The 26,974-nt window shown below is 36.3% G+C and carries 23 protein-coding genes, 2 tRNA genes and 1 other annotated feature (1 of these 26 cut by a window edge); of the genes, 23 read left to right on the plus strand and 2 right to left on the minus strand.

Features of this window, described 5'->3' with window-relative positions; all coding sequences use genetic code 11:
* The first annotated feature begins 73 nt into the window (after nucleotides 1-73).
* The 15 genes from JOC48_RS12160 to yihA all read left to right on the plus strand — a co-directional run bounded on the left by JOC48_RS12160 (nucleotide 74) and on the right by yihA (nucleotide 16,555).
* Complete coding sequence (locus tag JOC48_RS12160; protein ID WP_204500072.1) at nucleotides 74-574, plus strand: MarR family winged helix-turn-helix transcriptional regulator; 501 nt, start codon at nucleotides 74-76, stop codon at nucleotides 572-574.
* Nucleotide 575: 1 nt separating this feature from the next.
* Nucleotides 576-1,382, plus strand: a complete 807-nt coding sequence (racE, locus tag JOC48_RS12165) for a glutamate racemase (RefSeq protein WP_204500073.1) — start codon at nucleotides 576-578, stop codon at nucleotides 1,380-1,382.
* 237 nt (nucleotides 1,383-1,619) lie between these two features.
* Entirely contained in the window at nucleotides 1,620-2,747 is a 1,128-nt protein-coding gene (locus JOC48_RS12170) for a GerMN domain-containing protein (protein ID WP_204500074.1), read from the plus strand.
* Between the two features lie 478 nt (nucleotides 2,748-3,225).
* Nucleotides 3,226-4,614, plus strand: coding sequence for a group II intron reverse transcriptase/maturase (ltrA, locus tag JOC48_RS12175; protein WP_204500075.1), 1,389 nt, complete (start codon nucleotides 3,226-3,228; stop codon nucleotides 4,612-4,614).
* 148 nt (nucleotides 4,615-4,762) lie between these two features.
* A complete protein-coding gene (rph, locus tag JOC48_RS12180; RefSeq protein ID WP_204500076.1) occupies nucleotides 4,763-5,527 on the plus strand; it encodes a ribonuclease PH in 765 nt (254 codons plus the stop codon).
* Complete coding sequence (locus JOC48_RS12185; RefSeq protein ID WP_204500078.1) at nucleotides 5,520-6,113, plus strand: XTP/dITP diphosphatase; 594 nt, start codon at nucleotides 5,520-5,522, stop codon at nucleotides 6,111-6,113. The genes rph and JOC48_RS12185 overlap by 8 nt, the downstream gene beginning before the upstream one ends.
* A 16-nt stretch (nucleotides 6,114-6,129) precedes the next feature.
* On the plus strand, nucleotides 6,130-6,648 hold the full coding sequence (locus tag JOC48_RS12190) for a metallophosphoesterase family protein (RefSeq protein WP_204500081.1): 519 nt from the start codon (nucleotides 6,130-6,132) through the stop codon (nucleotides 6,646-6,648).
* Nucleotides 6,649-6,915: 267 nt separating this feature from the next.
* Nucleotides 6,916-6,989 (plus strand) — tRNA-Gly (locus tag JOC48_RS12195).
* Nucleotides 6,990-7,154: 165 nt separating this feature from the next.
* A tRNA-Arg gene (locus JOC48_RS12200) sits at nucleotides 7,155-7,228 on the plus strand.
* 180 nt (nucleotides 7,229-7,408) lie between these two features.
* Nucleotides 7,409-8,386, plus strand: coding sequence for a tetratricopeptide repeat protein (locus tag JOC48_RS12205; protein WP_204500083.1), 978 nt, complete (start codon nucleotides 7,409-7,411; stop codon nucleotides 8,384-8,386).
* Nucleotides 8,387-8,666: 280 nt separating this feature from the next.
* On the plus strand, nucleotides 8,667-9,953 hold the full coding sequence (gene tig, locus JOC48_RS12210) for a trigger factor (RefSeq protein WP_204500085.1): 1,287 nt from the start codon (nucleotides 8,667-8,669) through the stop codon (nucleotides 9,951-9,953).
* 450 nt (nucleotides 9,954-10,403) lie between these two features.
* The gene (gene clpX / locus JOC48_RS12215; RefSeq protein WP_204500087.1) at nucleotides 10,404-11,681 is read left to right on the plus strand and encodes an ATP-dependent protease ATP-binding subunit ClpX; all 1,278 of its coding nucleotides are present in this window, start codon (nucleotides 10,404-10,406) and stop codon (nucleotides 11,679-11,681) included.
* Between the two features lie 175 nt (nucleotides 11,682-11,856).
* Nucleotides 11,857-13,524: an ATP-dependent protease LonB gene (gene lonB / locus JOC48_RS12220; RefSeq protein WP_204500089.1), complete on the plus strand. Its 1,668-nt coding sequence runs from the start codon at nucleotides 11,857-11,859 to the stop codon at nucleotides 13,522-13,524.
* A 123-nt stretch (nucleotides 13,525-13,647) separates the two neighbouring features.
* Entirely contained in the window at nucleotides 13,648-15,987 is a 2,340-nt protein-coding gene (lon, locus tag JOC48_RS12225) for an endopeptidase La (RefSeq protein WP_204500091.1), read from the plus strand.
* Nucleotides 15,968-16,555, plus strand: coding sequence for a ribosome biogenesis GTP-binding protein YihA/YsxC (gene yihA, locus JOC48_RS12230; protein ID WP_204500093.1), 588 nt, complete (start codon nucleotides 15,968-15,970; stop codon nucleotides 16,553-16,555). Before lon ends, yihA begins: the two co-directional genes overlap by 20 nt.
* Nucleotides 16,556-16,755: 200 nt before the next feature.
* On the opposite strand, the gene JOC48_RS12235 is transcribed toward yihA, so the two are convergent.
* Complete coding sequence (locus JOC48_RS12235) at nucleotides 16,756-17,238, minus strand: LiaI-LiaF-like domain-containing protein (RefSeq protein WP_204500095.1); 483 nt, start codon at nucleotides 17,236-17,238, stop codon at nucleotides 16,756-16,758.
* Between the two features lie 233 nt (nucleotides 17,239-17,471).
* On the opposite strand from JOC48_RS12235, the gene hemA reads away from it, so the two are divergent.
* The 8 genes from hemA to JOC48_RS12275 all read left to right on the plus strand — a co-directional run bounded on the left by hemA (nucleotide 17,472) and on the right by JOC48_RS12275 (nucleotide 26,502).
* Nucleotides 17,472-18,839, plus strand: a complete 1,368-nt coding sequence (hemA, locus tag JOC48_RS12240) for a glutamyl-tRNA reductase (RefSeq protein WP_204500098.1) — start codon at nucleotides 17,472-17,474, stop codon at nucleotides 18,837-18,839.
* A gap of 111 nt (nucleotides 18,840-18,950) precedes the next feature.
* Nucleotides 18,951-19,769, plus strand: a complete 819-nt coding sequence (locus tag JOC48_RS12245; RefSeq protein ID WP_204500104.1) for a cytochrome c biogenesis protein — start codon at nucleotides 18,951-18,953, stop codon at nucleotides 19,767-19,769.
* A 40-nt stretch (nucleotides 19,770-19,809) separates the two neighbouring features.
* Nucleotides 19,810-20,739: a hydroxymethylbilane synthase gene (gene hemC / locus JOC48_RS12250; protein WP_204500107.1), complete on the plus strand. Its 930-nt coding sequence runs from the start codon at nucleotides 19,810-19,812 to the stop codon at nucleotides 20,737-20,739.
* Entirely contained in the window at nucleotides 20,739-21,530 is a 792-nt protein-coding gene (locus tag JOC48_RS12255; protein WP_204500109.1) for a uroporphyrinogen-III synthase, read from the plus strand. The genes hemC and JOC48_RS12255 overlap by 1 nt, the downstream gene beginning before the upstream one ends.
* A 6-nt stretch (nucleotides 21,531-21,536) precedes the next feature.
* Entirely contained in the window at nucleotides 21,537-22,514 is a 978-nt protein-coding gene (gene hemB, locus JOC48_RS12260) for a porphobilinogen synthase (protein ID WP_204500111.1), read from the plus strand.
* A 14-nt stretch (nucleotides 22,515-22,528) separates the two neighbouring features.
* Complete coding sequence (gene hemL / locus JOC48_RS12265; protein ID WP_204500113.1) at nucleotides 22,529-23,818, plus strand: glutamate-1-semialdehyde 2,1-aminomutase; 1,290 nt, start codon at nucleotides 22,529-22,531, stop codon at nucleotides 23,816-23,818.
* A gap of 392 nt (nucleotides 23,819-24,210) precedes the next feature.
* A complete protein-coding gene (spoVID, locus tag JOC48_RS12270) occupies nucleotides 24,211-25,350 on the plus strand; it encodes a stage VI sporulation protein D (protein WP_204500114.1) in 1,140 nt (379 codons plus the stop codon).
* Nucleotides 25,351-25,461: 111 nt separating this feature from the next.
* Nucleotides 25,462-26,502 (plus strand): protein kinase family protein, encoded by a 1,041-nt coding sequence (locus JOC48_RS12275; RefSeq protein WP_204500115.1) that lies wholly within the window; start codon nucleotides 25,462-25,464, stop codon nucleotides 26,500-26,502.
* Here JOC48_RS12275 and JOC48_RS12280 read toward each other — a convergent pair.
* A complete protein-coding gene (locus JOC48_RS12280) occupies nucleotides 26,499-26,687 on the minus strand; it encodes a hypothetical protein (RefSeq protein WP_204500116.1) in 189 nt (62 codons plus the stop codon). The two genes, JOC48_RS12275 and JOC48_RS12280, sit on opposite strands and share 4 nt — an antisense overlap.
* Before the next feature lie 165 nt (nucleotides 26,688-26,852).
* Nucleotides 26,853-26,974 (plus strand) — a binding site (T-box leader); it runs 118 nt beyond the window's last position.

The raw sequence follows: 26,974 nt of genomic DNA on the forward strand, positions 1-26,974 counted from the left end.
ATTATGTAATGGTAAAAAGAAAAAGGAGTAACAAGAACTAGATTCTGATAGATGTTCGTAATAATTCGCCCCTATGAATGAAGGAGGGTACCTGTCATTGCAAGATAATAAGAAACCTAAACAAGCAATAACTGAAATAGAAAAAGAGTTAAGATATATTGCAGGAATAATTAAACAAAAAGGTAGAGAAATATTGAATAGTTACCCAATTACAGCACCACAATTTGTAGCACTACAGTGGCTGTTAGAAGAGGGAGACTTAACAATCGGGGAACTATCCAATAAAATTAATTTAGCGTGTAGTACAACGACTGATCTTGTTGATCGAATGGAAAAAAATGAAATAGTGGAAAGAGCTAGAGACCCAAAAGATCGAAGAGTAGTACGAATACATTTATTAGAAAAGGGAAAAACCATTATTCATGAAGTAATCCGAAAGCGACAAGAGTACTTAGGTGAGGTTTTGGAAAATGTACCAAATGATAAAGTAGATTTACTTTATGACATCCTTCATTTACTTCATGAACAGATGAAAGAGGTAGAAACAATTAACATCAAGACAAAGAGGGGATAAAATGGATCAACCGATAGGGGTAATTGATTCAGGAGTAGGGGGATTAACAGTTGCTAGTGAGTTAATGAGACAGCTTCCTAAGGAACAGTTAATTTACCTTGGAGACACGCTAAGATGTCCGTATGGTCCAAGACCTAAGGAGGAAGTCATCCAATATACAATGGAAATGGTTGATTTTCTTTTAAACAGAAATATAAAAATGCTAGTAGTCGCTTGCAATACCGCCACAGCATTCACATTAGATTTGCTTCGGTCAAGGTTAACGATACCTGTAATAGGCGTCATTCAGCCTGGGGCTAGAGCAGCAATTAAAATAACTAACAATAAGCGTATTGGAGTAATAGGAACAGAAGGAACCATTAATAGTAAAGCTTATCCACTAGCCTTACAAGATATAAACTCAACCATTCGTGTTAATGATTTAGCTTGTCCGCGTTTTGTTCCATTAGTGGAAGAGGGCATTTTATCTGGTCCTGAAGCACATAGGGTAGTTTATGAATCATTGAAGCCGCTAAAGGAAAAAAATCATATTGATACCTTAATACTTGGATGCACCCATTATCCTTTGTTAAAAGACATCATTCAGGAAGTGATGGGGAATCATATTCAGATTATTTCTTCAGGTGAGGAAACTGCTCGTGAGGTAAGTACTATTCTTAGTTATCATAAAAAATTGTATAATGGTGATAAGGAACCAAACCATCAGTTTTATACTACTGGTCATTTAGCGGTGTTTGATCGAATTGCAAAACTTTGGTTAAACCAGCCAATATCTATGATTGAAAATGCAGTTATTGGTGTCAATTAATTAGAAGCGGAACTGTCCGATGTCGGGCAGTTTTTTAACGGGTTTTTTATATATAGGAGCTGCCAATTTTAATTGGTGGTTCTTTTTTTTACTTTCGGAAATAACATTTAAGGTTAGGAATAAGTAACAAGCTAATATAGAATCTTTAAATTGTATAAATAAAATTTCATTGGCATGGTCTATTTTGTTAAAAAGCTCGTATATATAATAGTACAAACCATCGTGGGAGGGAAAAGCATGAAGAGACGTGCGTATTTTATCTATACCGTCATATTCGGTATGACAATTATCTTGTTATCTGGATGTGGCATTTTTAAAGGTGAACAAACGATAGAGGAAATGGATACTCCTCCTGAGGAAGCAAGCTTAACAAATGATTTGGATAATGCTTCGGAAGAAGGAGCACCTGATGAGGGAACGGAAGGTGAAGAAGGGTCAGATGAATCGGAAGGCGATGAACAGGAGGGAACGAACGAAAGTATAGAGACAGTTGAAAGACAATTATATTTATTAGATTCCAATGGGATGGTTGTTCCACAAACGTTAGAGTTACCAAAAGCAGAGTCTAAAGAAGTGGCTAAACAAACGTTGCAATATTTAGTTAAAGGTGGACCTGTAACAGAGCTCCTTCCTAATGGATTTCAAGCTGTACTACCATCAGGTACGGAAATAATTGGTCTTAATTTGGAGGAAGATGGTACATTAATAGTAGACGTGTCTAAGGAATTTGCGGAATATCGCCCAGAAGATGAACAAAAAATTGTTCAGGCTATGACGTTTACCCTAACACAGTTTGAAAATGTCAAGCGAGTGAAACTATGGATAAATGGATATGAACAGGATGTAATGCCTGTAAACGGAACACCAATATCAAATGGATATTCAAGAGCGAACGGGATTAATCTAACTCTAAGTGAATCGGTTGATTTAATGGATAGTGAAGCGGTAACGCTTTACTATCCAGCACAAACACAAGACCAATTCTATTATGTACCAGTAACTCAACATATAGAGATGAATAATGATGATGCTTATCAATCTATTGTACAAGCATTAGTAGAAGGACCTTCGTATGATCTTAATTTGTTAAACGTGTTTAATAGTGGTACGGAGTTAATAGAGGAACCGACATATAATGACGGTGTTCTAACTTTGAGCTTTAATGAGAATGTTCTAAATAGTATAGATACTAGCTCGATTAGTGATGAAGTAATGGAAACCTTAGTACTAACACTTACAGAACAGCCTGGTGTAGATGCGGTCAATATTACAGTAGAAAATGTAGATGAAGTTTACAATGAAGACGGCGTTCCATATTCAGAGCCAGTTACTAGAGATACATTTGTACCTACTGGCAGTCTATAATTTAAAACAGAATGAAAAAAGAGCTGAGGTGCCTCAGCTCTTTTTTTATGGTGTGCCCGGCATGGGTTATAACTTGGTGGTGAAAGTCCACTACAGGCTTGGCAGTAGGAACTGTTAGCCAATGACAAGGGTGTCCATCGTGAGATGGAATCTGAAGGAAGTCGGAGGCGAAATCCCGAACTGACGAACAGAAATTGTATATAAGGCTGAATTGGGATGGATGAGTTTGCCATACAAAACGAAATCCAATACTGCACGAGTCCCATACAGTAAATACAGCAGTTACATGGGAGGAAGGTTATAACTCTTACCCGGGGAGGTCTTACAAGGGTTCTAGACAAGAGGGAAGGAATTTCCCACAAGAACAATCATGGCAGTGATGTTGTGATGAATTGTAAGAAGTCAGCAGATGCCATAGTAGTCCGAAAGGATGAAGGGCTGAACAATAGTAATCTTGGAAACAGTGGAGGTGTGAGAAATGCAAAAACCACAGACAACGTTGAAAGACGGCTATCCACAAGAGAATAGGATGGAATCTGAAGGTATAGTGGAAGCGTGTAGTATTTCTCGCGGTGAATCTGAAGGAAGAGATGGTGTGACTAATCTTATTGATAAAGTAATTAGCCGACACAATCTAAATAAGGCATATAAAAGAGTAAAGGCTAACAAAGGCTCTTCGGGAGTAGACGGGATGGAAGTAGAGGAATTGTACCCTTATTTAATATTAAATAGGGAGACTCTAATATCCCAAATCAAAGATGGCTCATACGAGCCTCAGCCCGTGAAGCGTGTGGAAATAGACAAAGATGATGGTTCAAAGAGAAAGTTAGGTGTGCCAACGGTGATTGACCGACTTGTCCAACAAGCAATCCTCCAAATCATCGAAGCAATTATTGACCCAACCTTCTCAGACTCTAGCTTTGGATTTAGACCTAACCGTAGTGCTCACGACGCAATGAAACAAGCAAAGAAATACTATGGAGATGGCTATCGAACAGTGGTAGACATTGATATGAAACAATACTTTGACACGGTTAATCACGATAAACTAATGTTTCATGTTGAGAAGCATATCAAAGACCCAATAATCCTCCGGCTTATACGGAAATTTTTAAGAAGTGGGGTTTCCATAAAAGGGAAAGTCTATCCCACAGAAGTCGGTTGCCCTCAAGGTGGGAATCTCTCTCCAATTCTGAGTAATATCTACCTTGACCAACTGGATAAAGAACTTGAAAAACGAGGACATAGGTTCGTTCGGTACGCTGACGACGGTAATATCTACGTGAAAACTACAAAGGCAGGGAATCGAGTGATGGATAGTATCACAAAATTCCTAGAGGAAAACCTTAAGCTGACAGTGAACCATCAGAAAAGTAAGGTGGGAAGTCCTACAAAACGAAAGTTTCTTGGATTTTGCATACATGCAACAAAAGCAGGTGTAGGATTTCGCCCACATCACAAATCTAAAAAGAAATTTGAAAAAAAGCTCAGACAACTAACCAAGCGAAACCGTAGTGGAAACATTCGACAAATCATTAAAGAAATTAATGAGGTCACAACAGGATGGATTAATTACTATGGCATCGGCTATATGAAAAACTATATTCGTAATATCAACCGATGGATTAGGAGGAGAATTAGGCAAATCATATGGAAGCGATGGAAGATGGTTAAGACACGATACAGAAGTCTTATCAAATTAAAAATTCCAAAGCAAAAAGCTTGGGAATGGGCTAACACACGAAAAGGACATTGGCACATAGCATGTAGCCATATTCTACATAGAGCCATTAAGAATGAAATTCTCGAGAAAATTGGTTTGAAAAACCTAAACCAACTCCTCGAGAAAGCACACTCAAACTATTGAACCGCCGTATACCGAACGGTACGTATGGTGGTGTGAGAGGTCGGAGGTTAGTCACCTCCTCCTACTCGATTATATTATATTATTGTATGAGGATACATGAATTAGGCGAAAATATGTTACGATTATAAAGGTGAAAAGGAGGATTTATATGAGAATAAACGAACGAAAAGTAAATCAATTAAGGCCAATAACAATTGAGACTGAATATACAAAACACCCTGAAGGTTCCGTTTTAATTTCGGTAGGAGATACCAAAGTTATATGTAATGCTAGTATTGAAGAACGTGTTCCGCCTTTTATGCGAGGAGAGGGAAGAGGTTGGATAACTGCTGAGTACTCGATGTTACCTAGAGCAACTGAACAAAGAAATATACGTGAATCTTCAAAAGGAAAGGTATCAGGTCGGACTATGGAAATTCAACGATTAATTGGTCGTTCCCTGCGAGCTGTTGTTGACTTGAAAAAATTAGGTGAACGAACAGTATGGGTTGATTGTGATGTGATACAAGCAGATGGAGGAACAAGAACAGCTTCTATAACTGGTGCATTTGTTGCAGTTGTCTTGGCGTTTGGCACTTTAATGGACAAAGATACAATTAACCATATACCTATTAATGACTATTTAGCTGCTACTTCTGTAGGTATTCTCCCAGATGGTACGGAAATATTAGACTTACAATATGAGGAAGATTCTAAAGCGAAGGTTGACATGAACATTGTAATGACAGGAAAAGGAGAATTTGTTGAGATTCAAGGTACGGGAGAAGAAGCGACGTTTACTCCGGAGCAGTTACAAAAAATGTTAGAATTGGCAAATCATGGCTTAACAGAAATAATCGAATTACAAAAAGAAGCTCTTGGGAAATGGGCACCAATTATGGAGGAAAGTATAATGAGGGAAGCCGATGAATAAGTTGTTCATTGCAACGAAAAATAATGGGAAAATAAAGGATTTTAAAGGTTTATTCGCGAAATATGACATTAACATCATTTCTTTATTAGATTTAGATGATTCATTACCCGATATAGAAGAAACTGGAGATACCTTTGAAGAAAATGCAGCAATAAAAGCGGAGACGATCGTAAAGGCGCTAAATATTCCAGTACTTGCTGATGATTCTGGGTTAGAAGTTGATGCTCTTAATGGACAACCAGGAGTTTATTCTGCACGCTACGCCGGTGTGGAAAAAGATGATACCGCTAATTTACATAAGGTATTAAATGAATTAGAAGGTGTGCCGAAAGAAGAACGAACTGCAAGGTTTGTTTGTGTTTTGGCCTTAGCACATCCAAATGAACCTATCATTTTTAAAAAAGGTACATGTGAAGGAACCATAGTCGAGAATCCTATGGGTGAAAATGGTTTTGGATATGACCCCATATTTTGCCCGAAAGGTTATAATAAAACAATGGCTCAATTAAGTTCTCAGGAAAAAAATGAAATAAGTCATCGTAGAAATGCAATGATTCAATTAGAAAATTGGCTGAAAAACAAATGAGATTTGAGGTGATTTGATGCCAAAGGTGTTGATTATAAGTGATAGTCATGGGTGGAGAGATGAAGTTAGTCAAATCAAAGACAGGCATTCGGAAGAAGTCGATCAATTTATCCATTGTGGTGATTCTGAATTAGAAACGGATGCTACTGAACTTAATCAATATTTGACTGTTGCGGGAAACTGCGATTTTGCTTCGAAATTTCCTAATGAAGTTGAAATTACTATTGGAACGCTAAACTTCTTCGTTACACATGGTCATTTATATGATGTTAAATCAACTTTAATGAGGTTAGATTATCGTGCAGAGGAGCTAGGTGCACATGTTGTTTGCCATGGTCACTCTCATATAGCAAAAGCTGAAAAAATTGGTAATCGAATTATTCTTAACCCAGGTAGTATTCGATTGCCGAGAATGCGAAGAGAAGGAACCTACGCGATAATGAGCTGGGAATCAATGGATGATATTTTAATTGAATTTTACACGTTGCAAGGTCATAAGGTTGAAGATCTTACTTTTCAAACAAGTCTTTCTTAGGGTTAGAGTTGGCCTGCTAAAATAGGTCAACTCTAATTTAATAAAATTTGGTAATTAATAGTTGACAAATTCCTTCAAAATTTATATAATAAAATTTGTCTTTTGAAATTCGGGCGGGTGTAGTTTAGTGGTAAAACCTCAGCCACGAGCAAAACATCCACCGAATAAGCTACGAGTTGTCCCGAAGCAAAAACATCTTTGAATCAACTGGAAGATGCAGGGACATGAAAGAGCGGAACGAAAACAAGAAAAAAATCTATCCAATGTGCGGGTGTAGTTTAGTGGTAAAACCTCAGCCTTCCAAGCTGATGTCGAGGGTTCGATTCCCTTCACCCGCTCCATAAATTTTATACTATGTCCCAGTAGCTCAGCAACAAGCAAGGCATCAATGAAATAGCTGCGAGTTGTTCCGAAGCAAAAACATCTTCGAATAAACTAGCAGATGCAGGAACAGGATGAATTTCATATCATTAAAATAGGTAAGATGTTTTAAATTTTTATACTATGTCCCAGTAGCTCAGCAGGATAGAGCAACAGCCTTCTAAGCTGTGGGTCGCAGGTTCGAATCCTGCCTGGGACGCTAGATATATGAGGATGTCTTTATAGTGCTTTTTTCTTAAAGTGAAAAAAGTTACCTTAAAGACATCTTTTTTTGTGTACGTAGGACGGTGAATAGATCGACAGTAAGGTTGCAGTCACGCAAGGTGAGATATACAATAGACTGACTAATAAAAAGCTAGAAAGGCTAGGTTGGTTAATTGTGAATGATCATAATGAGAAACTTGTAATGTTTCCAAAATGGCAAAAATCATTGGAGAAAGATAGTAAACAAGCGATAGAAGAGAAACGATATAAAGATGCACTTTATCTTTTAAATCAATTAATCGAATACGACAAAACAAGCCATGATTTATGGATCGGTAAATTAATTTGTTTAATGGAATTAGGAGAAATGGAGCAAGCAGAAGACCTTTGTCAGGATTTGGTAACTAAAGAGGATGCCTTCTATTACGAATATGTACATATTTATAGCACGATTTTGTTTCAAACCGGTCAGTATGAGCTATTGATTGAATTATTACTAGAGATTATAGAGCAAGATGATTTACCTGAATCTATGGAACAGCAATTCCAACAGATGTTAGAGGTAAGTAAAAGTTTAAAAGAGGATAAAAAATCAGAGCAGGCACTACGTTATATTAATCATCTAAAAAGGGCCGTGATAGAAAAGGATGATGTAGTTCAATGGAGAATCATAGAAAAGTGCAAACATGTCTCTATTCAACCTTATGTACATGAATTACAACAATTATTGGTTGATCAAGCGATTCATCCAGTCGTCAAAACAGCAATCATCGAAAGATTTCTAGAACAGCAAGTTGAGGAAGAGGTAGAAATAAGCAAATATAATCAAACCATGAAGATTAAACCCTCTGAACTTAGGAAGGTAAATAGTGATTATTCTAGTGTGAATATATTAGGCTTGCTAGAAGATGTTGAACAGGAAAACCCAACTTTGTTTGACTTGATTAAAAAGCTTTGTCAACATTATTTATACGTTGTATACCCTTTTACTCCTAACGAAGAAGCATACCCAAAAATATCTAAAGCCCTTGAAATTTTGGGCTACCAATATCTTCAAATAGAAAGGACTATAAATGAGCAAGATGAAGTAAATAAGTACATAATTGAGATTATAGAATGTAACAAAGAATATTCCTCTATCATAGAAGACTAGTAGAAGATGTTCAAAAAGTCACCAAATGATAAGCGGCCTCTGCATTGGCTCGTTATTCCGTTCCTCTTGCAGGGAAAGCCTACACACCGGCCCGAAGCTTCACCGCTTCGACCTGCTTACTTCTAATTGAGCGACTTTTGAACACACACTAGTAATCAAATTGTTGAAAGCATAGCGTATTATGTTATAATAAAATGGTTGTAATTTGAGTTCCGCCTATTATACACATCAAATGTATGTAAAACAGGAAATTATGAACATAGATTTTGGAGGGAAATACATGTCAGCGAAATGGGAAAAACAAGAAGGTAATGAAGGAGTACTTACGGTAGAAGTTGATGCCGAAAAGTTTGACCAGGCTTTAGATCAAGCTTTTAAGAAGGTAGTAAAGCAAGTCCAAATTCCAGGGTTCCGTAAAGGTAAGATTCCACGTAGTATATTTGACAAACGTTTTGGAGTTGAATCTTTATATCAAGATGCTGTTGATATTATCTTGCCTCAGGAGTATACGAATGCTGTTGAGGAAACAGGAATTGAACCAATCGATCAACCGGAAGTAGATATTACTCAAATAGAGCAAGGTAAAACGTTAATTTTCACAGCAAAAGTAACGGTTAAGCCAGAAGTAAAGCTTGGTGAGTACAAGGGACTTGAAGTAGAAGAAGTAGAAACGGAAGTAACAGATGAAGATGTAGAGAATGAATTAAAGCAACAACAAGAGCAACAAGCAGAATTGGTAGTAAAAGAAGAAGGTACTGTTGAAAATGGTGATACAGTGACAATTGATTTTGAAGGTTTCGTTGATGGGGAAGCATTTGAAGGCGGAAAAGCGGAAAACCATCAGTTAGAAATTGGTTCAGGATCTTTCATTCCAGGCTTTGAAGATCAATTAGTTGGTAAAGAAGCAGGAGCAGATACAGAAGTAAAAGTCACTTTTCCAGAAGAGTATCATGCAGAAAACCTTGCTGGTAAAGAAGCAACCTTTAAAGTGAAGATTCATGAGATTAAAGCAAAAGAATTACCGGAGCTTGATGATGAATTTGCGAAAGATGTTGATGAGGAAGTAGAAACTCTAGATGAATTGAAGCAAAAAATTAGAAAACGTCTAGAAGAACAAAAGGAAAACGATGCACAGAACCAAAAGCGTGAATCATTAATTGAACAAGCAAGTGATAATGCTGAAGTCAATATTCCACAAGCGATGGTAGATAGTGAGCTTGATCGGATGCTTAAAGAATTTGAGCAAAGACTTCAAATGCAAGGTATGACAATTGATATGTACTATCAATTCTCTGGTCAAGATGAAAACGCATTGAAAGAGCAAATGAAAATAGATGCTGAAAAACGTGTCAAAACGAATTTAACGCTTGAAGCTATTGCAAACACAGAAAATATAGAGGTATCAGATGAAGATGTTAATAAAGAATTGGAATCTATGGCTTCTATGTACCAGGCGGATGTTGAGCAACTAACTCAAATGCTTGGTGGGAACACAAATGCAATTAAGGAAGACCTTAAGTTCAAAAAGGCAATTGACTTGCTAGTTGATCAAAGTAAAACAAAATAAGACATGTGTAGATAGATAAACAAGGCGCGAGTTTTCGTGCCTTGTTTTCTCTAAAAATAAAGATTAACGTTTTTGTGAAAAATACGTATTTTTAAAAAGAATTGTTACATATACTAAGGTATATATCATTTGACTTTTTGTCAGGTTTATACATAATTAAATGTACCTTTATTTATATTTGAATTTTGGGCAATTTACTAAAAAGATTATGGAACAGTTTATAGGAATCGATACTTGGAAAGACTTCTTATAAGGTAGTCTATAAAAGTGTTATAACAATAAAGAGTTCTAGCCTACTTATCATCATTAACTTTCGTAAACTTTTTAGGAATATTCATCCAAATGTATATTGTTTTGTAATCGCTCATTAATCTGATATGATGAGCTAAAGATGTGATATTGTATGAATAATTCCTATATAGATACTTTAATTAGAGGGGTGAAATAGAGATGTATAAATTTAATGAAGAAAAAGGGCAATTGAAATGTTCTTTCTGTGGAAAAAGTCAAGATCAAGTTCGAAAGTTAGTAGCTGGTCCTGGCGTTTATATATGTGATGAGTGTATTGAATTGTGTACGGAAATTGTTGAGGAAGAGCTAGGGAACGAAGAGGAAGTTGAATTTAAAGATATTCCTAAACCACAAGAAATCTGTGAAATTCTTGATGATTATGTAATTGGTCAACAAAAAGCGAAGAAAAATTTATCTGTCGCCGTTTATAACCATTATAAGCGTGTTAATTCATCAAAAGGATCTGACGATGTAGAAATCGCTAAAAGTAATATCGCTATGATTGGTCCAACTGGTAGTGGTAAAACGTTACTTGCCCAAACCTTAGCTAGAATCTTAAATGTTCCATTTGCAATAGCTGATGCAACCTCCCTAACGGAAGCGGGTTATGTCGGTGAAGATGTAGAAAACATTTTACTAAAACTTATTCAAGCTGCTGATTATGATGTAGAAAAAGCAGAAAAAGGTATTATTTACATCGATGAAATTGATAAAGTAGCTCGTAAGTCAGAAAATCCTTCAATTACAAGGGATGTTTCAGGTGAAGGTGTGCAACAAGCGTTGCTTAAGATTCTTGAAGGTACAACTGCAAGTGTTCCTCCACAAGGGGGACGTAAACATCCTCACCAAGAATTCATTCAAATTGATACAACAAATGTACTGTTTATTTGTGGTGGAGCGTTTGACGGTATTGAACAAATTATTAAGCGTCGTTTAGGTAAAAAAGTAATTGGATTTGGTGCTGAAGAAGCAAATCAGGATATGGATAAAGGTGAATTGCTTTCGAAAGTACTGCCAGAAGACTTACTTCGATTTGGATTAATTCCAGAATTCATTGGTCGATTACCAGTAATTGGTAGTCTAGAGCCGTTAGATGAGGATGCATTAGTAGAAATCTTAACTAAACCAAAAAATGCATTAGTGAAGCAATATGACAAACTATTCCAAATGGATAATGTGGAATTAGAGTTCGAAGAAGAAGCGTTAATAGAAATAGCTAAAAAGGCAATTGAGCGAAAAACAGGTGCACGTGGACTTCGCTCTATTATAGAAAGCATTATGTTAGATGTTATGTTTGAGCTTCCTTCTCGTGATGATATAGAAAAGTGTATTATTACAAAAGAAACCGTCGCACTGGAAAATGGCCGTCCTAAACTTGTAATGAATGACGGTACAATTAAGGATGAAAATAAAGAATCACCGAAAGAAAGTGCATAAAACTTTAAACAAATATAAATTTAGTCATAAATCCCTTGTTATTTCGATAGCAAGGGATTTCAGTGTGATAGAAAACTTTACCCTGCAAGTTTTGTGAAGACTTTTAATAATAAGTGTTTAGTAAGTTATAGCTGCGGAAATACTAACGAGTATCACATTTTATTGGAGGTACATCATGGATCTTGTTAGTATTGTAGTTATAATTCAACTATTCTTTGGTGTTGTGATTGGGCTTTACTTTTGGAATTTACTTAGGAGCCAACGAACAAATAAAAATGCAATTGAAAAAGAATCTGAGAAAGAAATGGAAAAGCTTCGTGCTATGAAAAAGGTACAACTAACTGCACCACTATCGGAGAGAATTAGACCAAGTAGCTTGTCTGAGGTTATCGGCCAAGAGGATGGTATTCAAGCATTACGTGCAGCGCTTTGTAGTAGTAATCCGCAACATGTTATTGTTTATGGCCCACCAGGGATTGGTAAGACAGCTGCAGCTAGGCTCGTACTGGAAGAGGCAAAGCGGAATGCAAATTCACCATTTCGAGAGACTTCTCCTTTTATTGAAATCGATGCAACGACTGCAAGATTTGATGAAAGAGGTGTTGCAGATCCATTAATGGGATCTGTACATGATCCGATTTATCAAGGAGCAGGTGCTATGGGCCAAGCAGGAATTCCACAGCCTAAAAGGGGCGCAGTATCAAATGCTCACGGTGGCGTGTTGTTTATAGATGAAATAGGGGAACTGCACCCAATTCAAATGAATAAATTATTAAAAGTATTAGAAGATAGAAAAGTACAATATGAAAGTGCCTATTACAGCGAAGAAAACAAAAATATCCCAACACATATACATCAAATATTTAGAAATGGGTTACCAGCTGATTTTCGTTTAATTGGTGCAACAACTAGAATGCCAGAGGAAATACCTCCTGCTATACGTTCAAGGTGCTTAGAAATATTCTTTCGAGAATTAGAACCTGAAGAGATAATAAACGTAGCAACGAGGGCAAGCAAAAAGATAAATTGTAAAATTTCAGACGATGCGTTGCAGGTATTATCTGTTTATGCTCGTAACGGAAGAGAAGCTGTAAATATGATACAGATTGCTGCAAGTATTGCAATGAAAGAGGCTAGAGACTTAATTTCACAATCTGATATGGAATGGGTTGTTGATTCTAGTCGCTTATCACCAAGACTGAAGCCAAATGTGACACCAAAGAACCAAATCGGTAAAGTGAATGGACTTGCAGTGCAAGGACCGAGTACCGGAAATTTACTGGAAATAGAAATCATGGTTTTACCGTGCAGCGATAAAGGAACGATAACCATAACAGGAATAGCAGAAGAAGAAACGATTGGTAACCAATCTAAATCAATTAAAAGGAAGAGTATGGCGAGAGGTTCTGTCGAAAATGTGATGACATTACTTAAATCACTTGGAATACCTGCGCATGAATACGACGTGCACGTCAATTTTCCAGGTGGTATCCCTGTAGATGGACCTTCGGCTGGTTTAGCAATGGCGTCTGGAATATACTCTGCTATTCGAAAAATACCAGTTCGTTATGATACGGCAATGACTGGAGAAGTTAGCCTTTATGGAGAAATTAAGCCAATTGGTGGTGTTTTAACGAAAATTAAAGCAGCAAAACAGGCAGGAGCAACGCGTGTTGTTATTCCAAAGGCAAACTACCAAGCAATTTGTGACAAAATAACAGGAATCGAAATTTTTCCAGTTGAAACATTTAAAGAGGCACTGCCTTTAATATTAGATTTAAAATATCTATCAGAAAATAAAGGGAAGGATGATGAGCTTTTTCTTCCAAGCTCATCAGCTTAAAGTTTACAAAATCTAAACTTTTCTTTAAACTTTAAGAAAACTAGTTATAACTAGGTATTAAGGATTATTTTATCAAAGCAAAATATAATGGTAAAAAGCGTCTAACTAATGGAGGTGCAATAAATGGCAGAACCAAATAAAATTCACATCCCCCTCCTACCTTTACGTGGCATTTTAGTCTTTCCTACAATGGTATTACATCTGGATGTAGGACGTGATAAATCAGTAAATGCGCTCGAAAAAGCAATGATGGAGGATAATAACATCTTCTTAGCTGCACAAAAGGAAAGTGCAATTGATGAGCCAGATGCAAAGGATATCTATCGAATTGGTACATTAGCAAAGGTTAAGCAAATGTTAAAGCTTCCGAATGGTACGATTCGAGTATTAGTAGAAGGAATTCATCGAGGAGAAATCATTCAATTTTTGGAGGATGATGATCAATTTCTCGTAGAGGTTCAGGAATTCAAAGACATTCATGGTAACAAAAATGAAGAATCAGCGCTTATGCGTTCATTGCTTGATCAATTTGAGCAATACATAAAAATTTCAAAGAAAATTACTCCAGAGACATTAGCAACTGTCTCTGATATTGATGAACCAGGACGTCTCGCAGATATTATCACGTCTCATTTATCACTAAAAATTAAAGATAAGCAAGAATTGCTAGAAACGGAAAACATTAAAAAAAGATTGCAACAATTAATTAATATTATTTCTAATGAACGTGAAGTTTTAAACCTTGAAAAGAAAATCGGTCAACGTGTTAAGAAATCAATGGAACAGACACAAAAAGAGTATTATTTGCGTGAGCAGATGAAGGCGATTCAAAAAGAGCTAGGCGATAAAGACGGTAAGGCCGGTGAAGTCGCTCAATTAAGAGATAAGGTTGAAAAGTCCGATATGCCTGAACGAATAATGAACGTTGCAATGAAAGAGTTAGACAGGTACGAAAAAGTACCACAAAGCTCTGCAGAAAGCTCCGTTATTAGAAACTATGTGGATTGGCTATTAGCTTTACCATGGAATAATGAGACTGAAGATACATTGGATATAAGTCATGTTCAAGCTATTTTGGATGAAGACCATTATGGTTTGGAAAAAGTCAAAGAACGTATTCTTGAGTATTTAGCTGTCCAACAGCTTACTCAATCTCTGAAAGGCCCAATACTGTGTCTAGTTGGACCCCCTGGTGTAGGGAAGACCTCCCTAGCGACCTCGATTGCTCGTGCAATTAATAGAAATTTTGTCCGAATTTCCTTAGGTGGAGTCCGAGATGAAGCAGAAATTCGAGGCCACAGAAGAACTTATGTAGGTGCAATGCCCGGAAGAATAATTCAAGGGATGAAAAAGGCAGAAACGATAAACCCTGTATTTCTTCTTGATGAAATTGATAAAATGGCAAGTGATTTTCGAGGTGATCCATCATCAGCTATGTTGGAGGTATTGGATCCTGAACAAAATAGTACATTCAGTGATCATTTCATTGAAGAAACCTATAATCTATCGCAAGTTATGTTTATTGCAACTGCTAACAATTTAACTACTATCCCAGGTCCATTGTTGGATCGAATGGAAGTAATAACGATTGCTGGCTATACGGAATTAGAGAAGCTCCATATTTCAAAAAATCATTTAATTCCAAAGCAAATCAAGGAAAACGGATTGAAAAAAAGTCAGGTGCAGATAAGAGATGAAGCACTGTTAAAATTAATCCGTATGTACACGAGAGAAGCTGGTGTGCGAGGTTTAGAAAGACAGATTGCTTCCTTGTGCCGGAAAGCAGCAAAAATTATTGTATCTGAAAATAAGCGACGTGTAATTATTACAGAAAAACAGCTAGAAGTGATGTTAGGAAAGCCTAAGTTTCGTTATGGAGTGATGGAGGAGGAAGACCAAGTGGGTGCTGCCACTGGTTTAGCTTACACAACAGCTGGTGGAGATACATTATCGATAGAAGTGAGTCTTTATCCAGGGAAAGGGAAGCTAACATTAACAGGCAAGTTGGGAGATGTGATGAAAGAGTCCGCACAAGCCGCTTTTAGTTATATACGATCACGTGCCACAGAACTAAATATTGATCCTGACTTTCATGAAAATAATGATATTCATATTCATGTGCCTGAAGGGGCAACACCTAAAGATGGTCCTTCAGCTGGAATTACCATGGCTACAGCACTTGTTTCTGCTTTAACTGGAAGACCCGTTAGAAAAGAAGTTGGTATGACTGGTGAAATTACACTGAGGGGAAGAGTATTACCAATTGGTGGTCTAAAGGAAAAGTCACTTAGTGCACACCGAGCGGGGATAACAAAAATTATTATCCCTGCAGATAATGAAAAGGATTTAGAAGATATACCCGCAAGTATTAGAGATGAATTAACATTTGTTCCAGTTAGTCATTTGGATCAAGTATTAGAACATGCATTATCGGAGGAGAAAAATGAAGGTAACCAACGCTGAAATAGTCATTAGCGCTGTTTCTAGTAAACAGTATCCAGGTGATCAATTACCTGAAATTGCGTTAGCCGGCAGGTCAAATGTAGGAAAATCATCTTTTATCAATAAGATGATTAATCGTAAGAACTTGGCTCGAACTTCTTCAAAGCCTGGTAAGACACAAACCCTTAATTTCTATAAAATAAATGAAGCTTTTTATTTTGTTGATGTACCAGGTTATGGATATGCCAAGGTTTCAAAAAAAGAAAGAGAAGCATGGGGAAGAATGATTGAGCAATATTTTACGGAACGATCAAATCTTCAAGTGGCTACTTTAATTACTGATATTCGGCATGAACCAACAGCTGATGATGTTCGAATGTATAATTTTTTAAAACACTATGAACTTCCAGTTATAGTTATTGCAACGAAGGTAGATAAGATTTCAAAAAATAAGCGAGTGAATCATTTACAACGTGCAATAAAAAAAATGGATTTAGAAGCAGAAGATTTAATCATCCCATTCTCTTCAGAAACTGGAGAAGGGAAGGATGATGCGTGGAAGGCTATTCAAGGATTTATTTCACGTTGAGACAAATAAAATTGTAGCGGAGAAATAAACCATTATAAGATGAACAATGAATTTTTCTAGGGAGGCTGTCCTACAAGCAAAGGGTCAGACCTCTCAACTACAACATCTAGTAATATTATAATAAACATTAATTGTTGTAGTATAACGAGGTGTCAGACCCTTATGGGACAGTCTCTTTATGCATATTTTAAATAATTAAGCTATTTTTTCTTTAATAGAAAATAACCGCCACCAATAATAAGAATGATTGGCCAAAAGTTGGTCGCTAGAAGAACGATTTCATTAATCCATCCAAACCACTCCGGTTTATCTGTTACAAAAATTGCAAACAAAGAAATAAACAGTAGTATCAATCCGGGAATCAAACCTGATCTAGTTTTTGAATAACTTAGTAAAAAAGCTATTCCAATGATGAGTGGATACATTCCCCAATGGTTTATCCAAAAGGAGTAATGGTTTACGCTATGGAAGTGAAGTCCCAATCCTAATAGGATAGCTCCTGGGAATAAATTTCCGTATTCTTTGGCACCATAACTATGTAGTAGAAATGAGATTCCAATAATGATTAGCAATGTAGGCCATGAGTAAAAATTTGTAAATATGGGTAATTGCAATTGCCTAAATAAGTAAAAAGCACCGATTCCTATTAATAAGTATCCAATAAAAGCATTTTGTTTTCTCATTGCAAACTCCTAGATTAAAATAATTATTAATTAGTATTAATTTCTTGATTATGTATAATGGATATGGTAAAGTACATACGTATTTAATGAAGTGATATAATAAATCTTTCTTACAATATATTACCATAAAGAATTCAAAATCTGTTCAAATTTAAGAGAAAAAACAAAGAATACTCATGTTATAATAAACTATAGTATGATTGTTACGGTTGATGTTTTTGGGGGTAGATGTTATGCACATAATAGTGGTGGGTATAAATTATAGAACCACCCCAGTAGAAATTAGAGAGAATCTCACGTTTGATGAGGACATGCTCACTAATGCCATGCAGATGTTAAATCAAAGAAAAAGCATATTGGAGAATGTGATTATTTCCACATGTAATCGTACAGAGATATATGCAGTGGTTGATCAACTCCATACTGGTCGATATTATATCAAGCAATTTTTAGCTGATTGGTTCGGTATAGAAAAAGAAGCGTTTTCTTCCTATTTAAAGATCTATGAAAATGATGGTGCGATGGAGCATTTGTTTCGAGTAACAAGTGGTTTAGATTCAATGGTGGTTGGTGAGACACAAATATTGGGTCAAATAAAACAATCATTTATGCTTGCACAACAATCAGAGGCTACAGGAACAATTTTTAATGAATTGTTCAAGCAAGCCATTACTCTGGCGAAACGAGCACATAAAGAAACAGAAATCGGAGAAAATGCCGTTTCCGTTAGTTATGCAGCAGTTGAGTTAGCAAAGAAAATCTTTAGTGATTTAACTAGTAAGCATGTGATGATTTTTGGTGCTGGAAAAATGGGTGAGTTAGCTGCCAAAAATTTACAAGGGTCGGGGGTAGGAAAAGTAACGGTACTTAACCGGACACTTGAAAAAGCTCAAGCTTTGGCAAAACAGTTTCAAGGTGAAGCGCAACCAGTTGAAGCTCTTGTCGAAACATTGAAGGATGCAGATATATTAATTAGTTCAACTGGGTCTAATAATTATGTATTAACAAAAGAAGTATTGGCACCCATTCATAAAAAACGAAAAGGTAAGCCCTTATTTCTAGTGGATATTGCAGTACCTCGTGATTTAGATCCGAACTTAGGTGATTTGGATAATGTATTTTTGTATGATATTGATGATTTGCAAGGTGTAGTTGATGCAAACAAAGAAGTAAGAAAAACGGCTGCAACTGCAATTGAACTAATGATTGAGAATGAAATTGTTATGTTTAAAGAATGGTTACAGACGTTAGGAGTCGTACCTGTCATCTCTGCATTAAGAGAACATGCACTTTCTATTCAATCCGAAACGATGAAAAGTATTGAGCGGAAAATTCCTAATCTTACTGATCGTGAAAGAAAAGTGCTGAGCAAACATACAAAGAGTATTATTAATCAATTATTAAAACAGCCAATTTTACAGGCGAAGGAAATTGCTGGAGAGTCTAATGCGGATGAAAATCTCCAATTATTTATGCGAATCTTTGGTATTGAAGATATGGTTCGTGATGAATTAAATAAACAGGAAAAAAATAAAGTTGTTACGGTTAAAAAAAGCGGTGAAATATCACTTCGCTCTGTTAAAAACGCTACAATCAATTAATGGATGCCAAGTGTTCAAAAGTTAAAATAAGTCGGTAATGTTGCTTATATCGACTCTGTTATTGGTCTATCTTTTGTCCTTTTTGGACATTCCTCTGAAAGGATTTCACTAATGCTGGAAATAAGATGGTTGCAAGAGTTAATATTATTCATATATGGAGCAAGTGTATTCGGATATTTTATTGATTTTGTACAGCGTAACCGGAAGGTAAATCAGTTTGCCTTCTGGTTACTTATGATGGTTTGGATATTACAAACCTTTTTTTTGTTATATCAAGTAATAGAAAGACTGAACTTTCCAGTATTCTCTATTTATGATGGTTTGTTTTTTTATGCTTGGATTCTTGTTACATTTTCTTTATTTGTAAATCGTTTCTTTAAGATGGATTTTATCGTTTTTTTTACGAATCTATTAGGTTTCTTTATTATGTTGTTGCATATTACTTCCAATGCATCCAATGGGGAACGAGGGGTAAGGTTATTTGATGAGTTATTGATTGCTCATATTACGCTGGCTTTAACTTCTTATGGTTTTTTTACGTTATCCTTTGTATTTTCAATCATGTTTTTATTGCAATATAAATTATTAAAAAATAAAAAAGGATACCGATGGTTAAGAAGATTAGGTGATTTAGAACGGCTAGATCGACTTTCATTTCAAACCGTTACATTGGGTGTCCCTTCGTTGTTAATTTCTATTATTCTCGGTGTTGTCTGGGCATATTCTTCAGGTGCAGAGTTTTATTGGTACGATATAAAAACAATTGGATCAATCATCGTTCTGTTTGTTTATACTATTTATCTATTTTTAAGGCTCGGCAGGGGATACCAAGGGAAAACTATTTCCATCTTTAATTCAGGTGCATTTTTATTTTTATTAACAAACTTTTTGTTGTTTACTTCATTATCAAATTTTCACTTTCAATTTTGAACAACTCTAATTTAAAATATCAAGATCGGGAGGATCATCCATGAGAAAAATAGTTATCGGTTCAAGGAAAAGTAATTTAGCACTTACACAAACAGAGTGGGTGATTGAGCAACTGAAAGAAATTGGTGCTCCATTTGACTTTGAAATTAAAAAGATTGTGACGAAAGGAGATAAAATTCTTGATGTAACCCTTTCTAAAGTTGGTGGTAAGGGATTGTTTGTAAAAGAAATTGAACAAGCCATGTATAACAAAGAAATTGATATGGCTGTTCATAGTATGAAAGATATGCCGGCAGAAATACCAGAGGGATTAACCATCGGTACAATTCCAGATCGAGAAGATCATCGTGATGCGTTTATTTCGAACGGAAATGTTTTGTTAAAAGATTTACCATCAGGTTCAATTGTGGGAACTAGTAGTTTACGTAGAGGATCACAAATTTTAGTAGCCCGACCAGATCTTGAAATAAAATGGATTCGTGGAAATATAGAAACGCGCCTAAGAAAATTAAAAGACGAAGATTTTGACGCAATTATTCTTGCTGCAGCTGGATTAAGTCGAATGGGCTGGGGAGATGATGTAGTAACAGAATACCTAGACCCTGAAGTTTGTGTTCCAGCTGTTGGGCAAGGTGCACTTGCGATTGAATGTAGAGAAGACGATGCGGATCTAAGAGACTGGTTAGAAAAAATAAGGAATCCAAAAATAACACGAACAGTAACAGCTGAAAGAACCTTTTTACATGAACTGAATGGAGGATGTCAAATACCTATTGGTGGTTATGCCTATTTAGACAACGATGAGGTCGTATTTCTTGGGTTGGTAGCTACTCCAGATGGTAAAACAGTTCTTAAGGAAGAGGTTCGTGGCAACGATCCAGTAGCTATTGGATTAGAAGCAGCTAGCCGAATGAAAAAACAGGGAGCTCAGAAAATCATTGATGATGCGAAAGAGGAGCTTGACCAATAATGGACCTTCCGTTATACGGAAAGAAAATATTAGTTACTCGTGCTAAGGAACAAGCAGATGTGTTTGCACAACAATTAAAGAAAGTAGGTGCAACTCCTATCGTTGCACCTTTACTTACCATCCAACCGCGATTGTTAACTGAAAGCAATAACGTATTGGATAAACTTCACGACTTCACATGGGTGTTCTTTACAAGTGCCAATGGCGTGAAGTTTTTTTTCAAGCAGCTTGAATGGTTAGCTATTCCAACAACAGCTGTCAATCATTTACATATTGCTGTTGTTGGTGAGAAGACGAATAAGATGCTGGAAACCTTTGGATTCACTGCTGATTTTACTCCGGAGTTCTTTCAAGGGAAGAAGATGGTAAAGGAATTTTTTAAAGAATATTCGAAGGAACAGCAAATTTTATTGGTATGTGGAAACCTTTCTAGGGACGATATTCCGAATGAATTACAAAAACATGAGGTGCGCTTTGACCGCTTAGATGTATATGACACGCACATTAATTGGGAAATTCAATCACAGTTAGAGCATGTGTTATTAAAGGAGTCTATTGATGTATTTACCTTTACAAGTCCGTCAACGATTGATGCCTTTGAGACATTAACTAGTCATCTATCAGGGGATATCAACAGGATAAAGCAGACACAATTATGCTTATGTATTGGAACAACTACATTAGAACGAGCAAAAGATGTTAGGTTCAACCATGTCCGTGTTCCGAATGAATTTACGATTGATGGGATGGTTCAAGAATTAATCACGTATTTTAATGAAAAGGTATGGTGAAAATATATGGAAAATCATTCATTTAAGAGGCATCGGAGATTAAGAAATTCAACAAATATGAGGGCATTGGTAAGGGAGACAAAGCTGACTCCGGATGATTTAATATACCCAATATTTGTTGTGGAAGGAAGTAATATTAAAAAAGAGGTTTCTTCTATGCCAGGAGTATTTCAGGTTTCGCTTGATTATTTAACGGATGAGATGAAAGAACTTGTTCAATTAGGGATTCGTTCTGTATTACTTTTTGGGATACCGAAAGAAAAGGATGAAGTTGGTTCTCAAGCCTATTGTGAAACAGGAATTATACAAGAAGCACTTCGGCAAATTAAACAAGATGTACCTGAGTTAATTACTATTGCTGACACATGCTTGTGCGAATACACGTCTCATGGTCATTGTGGTGTTATCCATAATGGAGATGTACACAATGATGAATCACTTGAATTGATTGTTGAAACTGCTATTTCTCAGGCCAAAGCTGGTGCAGATATTATCGCTCCATCGAACATGATGGATGGTTTTGTTACAGCAGTTCGTAAAGGATTAGATAATGCTGGTTTTGAGAATATACCTGTAATGTCCTATGCTGTTAAATATGCATCTTCCCATTATGGACCTTTTCGTGAGGCGGCTGAAGGAGCACCTCAATTTGGTGATCGAAAAACGTATCAAATGGATCCAGCAAACCGTTTAGAGGCCTTTAGAGAAGCGGGGTCTGATATAATTCAGGGTGCTGATTTTTTAATCGTAAAACCAGCTCTATCATATATGGATATTATACGTGATGTAAAAGAACGGTTTAATGCGCCATTGGTGGCTTACAATGTAAGTGGAGAATACGCCATGGTAAAAGCAGCTGCACAAAACGGTTGGATTGATGAAAAGGAAATTGTCTTAGAACAATTAACATCGATGAAACGGGCAGGTGCAGACCTTATTATTACTTATTTTGCAAAAGATGCAGCTAAATGGATAAATCGATAAGAGGAGGTTATAAAGTGAAAAACTTTGAGCAGTCGGTAGATGCTTATAAAGAAGCAGTGGAATTAATGCCTGGTGGGGTAAACTCACCTGTTCGAGCATTTAAATCTGTTGGTATGAATCCTATTTTTATGGAAAGAGGAAAAGGATCCAAAATCTTTGATATTGATGGAAACGAATATATTGACTATGTGTTAAGCTGGGGACCTCTTATCCTTGGCCATGCTGATGAGAGGGTCGTTTCAAAACTAAAAACTGTAACAGAAAATGGAACAAGCTTTGGCGCTCCGACGTTAATTGAAAATAAATTAGCAAATCTATTGATTGAACGAGTACCATCAATTGAAATGGTTCGAATGGTTAATTCTGGAACTGAAGCCACAATGAGTGCCTTACGCCTAGCGCGTGGTTATACTGGACGAGATAAAATACTTAAGTTTGAAGGAAATTATCATGGCCATGGGGATTCCTTGTTAATTAAGGCAGGCTCAGGTGTAGCGACTTTGGGATTGCCTGATAGTCCTGGTGTACCAGAATCGATTGCGAAAAATACAATTACTGTACCTTATAACGATATGGAAAGTGTGGATTATGCTTTTGAACAGTTTGGAGATGATTTAGCAGCAGTTATTGTTGAACCAGTATCAGGTAATATGGGAGTGGTTCCACCAAACAATGATTTTTTACAAAAGCTTCGTGACATCACAGAACAGCATGGAACAGTACTTATTTTTGATGAAGTAATGACCGGATTCCGTGTTGGGTATAACTGTGCCCAAGGTCATTTTGGCGTCACTCCAGACCTGACTTGTTTAGGAAAAGTTATTGGAGGAGGCTTGCCGGTTGGAGCATATGGCGGAAAGCGAGAAATTATGGAAAAGGTAGCTCCTACAGGGGATATTTATCAAGCAGGAACGTTGTCTGGTAACCCATTAGCGATGACAGCAGGCTATGAAACACTCGTTGCAATGACACCAGAAGAGTATGATCAAATCAATGCAAAAGTTGATCGATTAGTAGATGGATATAAGTCTGCAGCAGAAGAATTTAACATTCCTTTACAAGTAAATAGGGCTGGTTCGATGGTTGGATTCTTCTTCAATGAAAATGAGGTCATAAATTATCAATCGGCAAGCGAGTCAAATTTGGAGCATTTTGCTAGTTATTATCGGATGATGATTGAGGAAGGAATTTTCTTGCCACCTTCACAGTTTGAAGGAACTTTCTTGTCAACTGCTCATACCGATAGTGATATTGAAAAAACAATTGAAGCAGCACGAAAAGCATTTAAAAGAATTACATCATAGCAATCATAAAGAGACACTTCTAAAAGGATAACATTTGGAGTGTCTCTTTTTTTATGGTATACAGGAAATTATAAAATGGCTGGCTTATGGATAAATGGCCTAGGTTAGCGACGTCCAGCTCCAGCGCCCAGCGACTAGTGAGACTTCCCTCACCTCCGTACGATAAGTCAACATCGGTTCACTTTGTTCACCGTGTTTCCTTTATCTCCTGCGGTTCAGTCCAGTCCATACGTCGCTACCAGGGCGCTTGCGCTTTTGTTCTTTGGATAATTCTGTAGGCATCCTATTATTGCAAACGCAAAGCTATATGCATAATTCATAATTTTTTTCATATATCTGAAATGAGGGATATGGTACGTATTGCGTATAGATTTTGAGGGGAGGAATTCGTGTTGAGTAATGGAGGTCAAGGAGTTTTTACATTTGATCTATATGAGTCGTTGTGGTTTAAAAAAGGACAGGAAGTAAAGGAAATAATGGGGATTTCACTCGAGCCTGAGATATCTATTCATGATTATGATGATTTTGTTTCTATTCGTGGTGTCATTGAATTAAAAGGAGAATATTTTCAAGTAAACAAGGATGAGGTGGAAGAAGATCAGGTTGTTTCGTTTAATGATCAGTCGAGTCAACGATTTGTTGATCGAGTAGAAAGCTATGAGGATGGAATCAATGAGTTTTTCCATCATTTTCCGGTTGAAGTATCTATTCCTAAATACCGTATTGATGAATTAGATGATGTTATGGTTGGGATAGAGTCATTTGATTATGAGATTCCTGAGCAAAGTCAGCTAAAGCTTAGTGCTACCATTGCTATTCATGGAGTGCAAGATGAAGGTCAACAGGAACTAAGAGAAGAAGAACCAGATGATGATCTAGTTAATTCTGACATTGATTTAGAAGAAGAGTTAATAGAAAAGCCACCAGAGCTTCCTAGTAAAGAAACTTTTGAGTTTGATATAAAAGAAAAAGAAGAGCTTGATAAAAAGGAACCCATGAAAAGTGCTGAATCCATAAAGGATGTTAATTTTGGAAAAGAAAAAGAAGTAGCGTTTGAAAAAGAAGAAAAAACTGCAAAAGCTCCAGAAAAAGATAGGTGGAAATATAAAAAGTCACAATCATTTGCAGAATTCTTTGGAAAGGAAGAGGAACCAAAGGAAGAAAGTGTTGAGGAATATAATGAGGAGGAAGAAATTATTAATATGGAGGAGTCCAGTGAGTTTGAAGAAAGTGTGATAAACTACTCGGCTTATGGTAAAGATGAGTTTCCTGATGATGAAATAGAATCACCTAGAGAAGAAGAAATCAAGCAGGATCCTACTTACTTATTAAATATTTTTGATCATAAAGAAGAGGAAGAGGAAGAGGAACGGTACTCTAGTTTGAAAATGTGTATCGTCCAGGATGATGATACGTTAGATTCGATCGCAGAAAGGTATGAAATTTCTGCTTATCAAATTTCGCAGTCAAATAAACTAATGGATGATGAATTGTCGGTTGGGCAAATATTATATATACCAGTTAAGAGCTAATCAGTCAGTAGCAAACAAGTGAAATCCCTTGCCACAAAGATATGGTGACAAGGGATTTTGTTTCAAGAGAGTAACTTTTTTAGTTTAGTTAAACCATTAAAGGTGGAGTGGATGGAAATGACAAATATAAGTGGCTTAATAGGGCAATACCAAATTGAACCGACTGAGATAATCCCGATAACACGACGAGTTTACAAGGTTCATAGTCATAATTATACGTATGCCTTGAAACGTTCGAGGTTATCAGCCGAATCGTTAAAACGCTGGGAGCACGTATTTGTTCAAGCGAATCAACACCACTTGTCACCAATTTTATCCGTTTATTTAACAAGAACAAATAAGCCGTACATAGTTGATCAACAGCAAATTTATTATCTTTCACCATGGAAAGAAACAAAAAATGATGATAAACCTGAACATGAGTTAGAATCTTTTTTTCATGTCATTGGAGAAATTCACCATAAAACCAGGCAAGAAAAATCTGTAAATTTACAACAAGTCGAGCAATATATATCTCATGAGAAGAAAAAGATCGATGAGTATAGAAAGAAACTCCTTTATCATATCGAGACATTTGAGCGTAAAAGGTTCATGTCACCATTTGAACTTCGGGTATGTATGCAATACCGAGACATAGAGAAGGCTATTTCATTATTAGATGAATGGTACGACTATTATCTTGAGGATATGAAAAGTGATGAAAAAGTCTCCATTTCTCTATGTCATGGTAATTTGCGCCGGTCTCACCAAATTTATCAAGCGAATCAAACTTATTTAATTAATTGGGAGAATACGTTTATTGGAAGTCCCATCGAGGATCTAGGTCGATATTTTTATCAAGAACTGAAGTATCATGATGCTTATATCGATGATGTTAATCAGGCATTTTCTGTATATGAAAAATATAATCCACTTTTAGCAAGTGAGCGTAGCTTGTTAGCGGTTTATTTACTTTATCCGACTAGGTATCTTAAAATAATAGAAAAGTATAAAAGTCAAGCATTTAGAATCAGTCAGCCCTTTCAGATTAAGCAATTAGAGTATGGATATCGTCAGCTTGTTCATGGACTAAAGATTCAACATCATTTGTATCAGGTTCGACAAGAAATAAAGAGAAAAGAATGGGAAGCGCAAAATGATTCAGACGATTAAATCCACTCCAAGTAGAAGGCGAAAAAGATACCAATTAAGATTCCAAGCAGCAATACATCAAAGGTAGTTGGGAAAAAAATGGTTCGAATTGCTTGAAATATTACAATTGGTAATGTACACCTTTCACATACTAACAACCAATATCTTGCCCATGGTGGTAATCGATATCGATAAAAGCGTGCCATACTCTCACCTCTCCCTTTCCTTTTGGTGTATTCTATGCTTAAATATTATATAATTGTGCATAAAAATAAATGAATATGTAGGATGGAACGTTCTTTTTTTAACTTAAAACAAGTGGCTATTGACTTATATGTGATTTTTTGGATAAAATAACAAATATAAATAGATGAAATGCCATGATGAGGAAGAGTACAAAGTAAATACCTAAAGAGAGGGAAATCGTCAGCTGAAAGGTTTCCTAGGAGCATTTTCTTTGGAAGGTCGCCTCGGATGCAGCTTCTTTGAATCA

This window comes from Aquibacillus albus, assembly GCF_016908325.1.
Lineage (GTDB): Bacteria > Bacillota > Bacilli > Bacillales > Amphibacillaceae > Aquibacillus_A > Aquibacillus_A albus.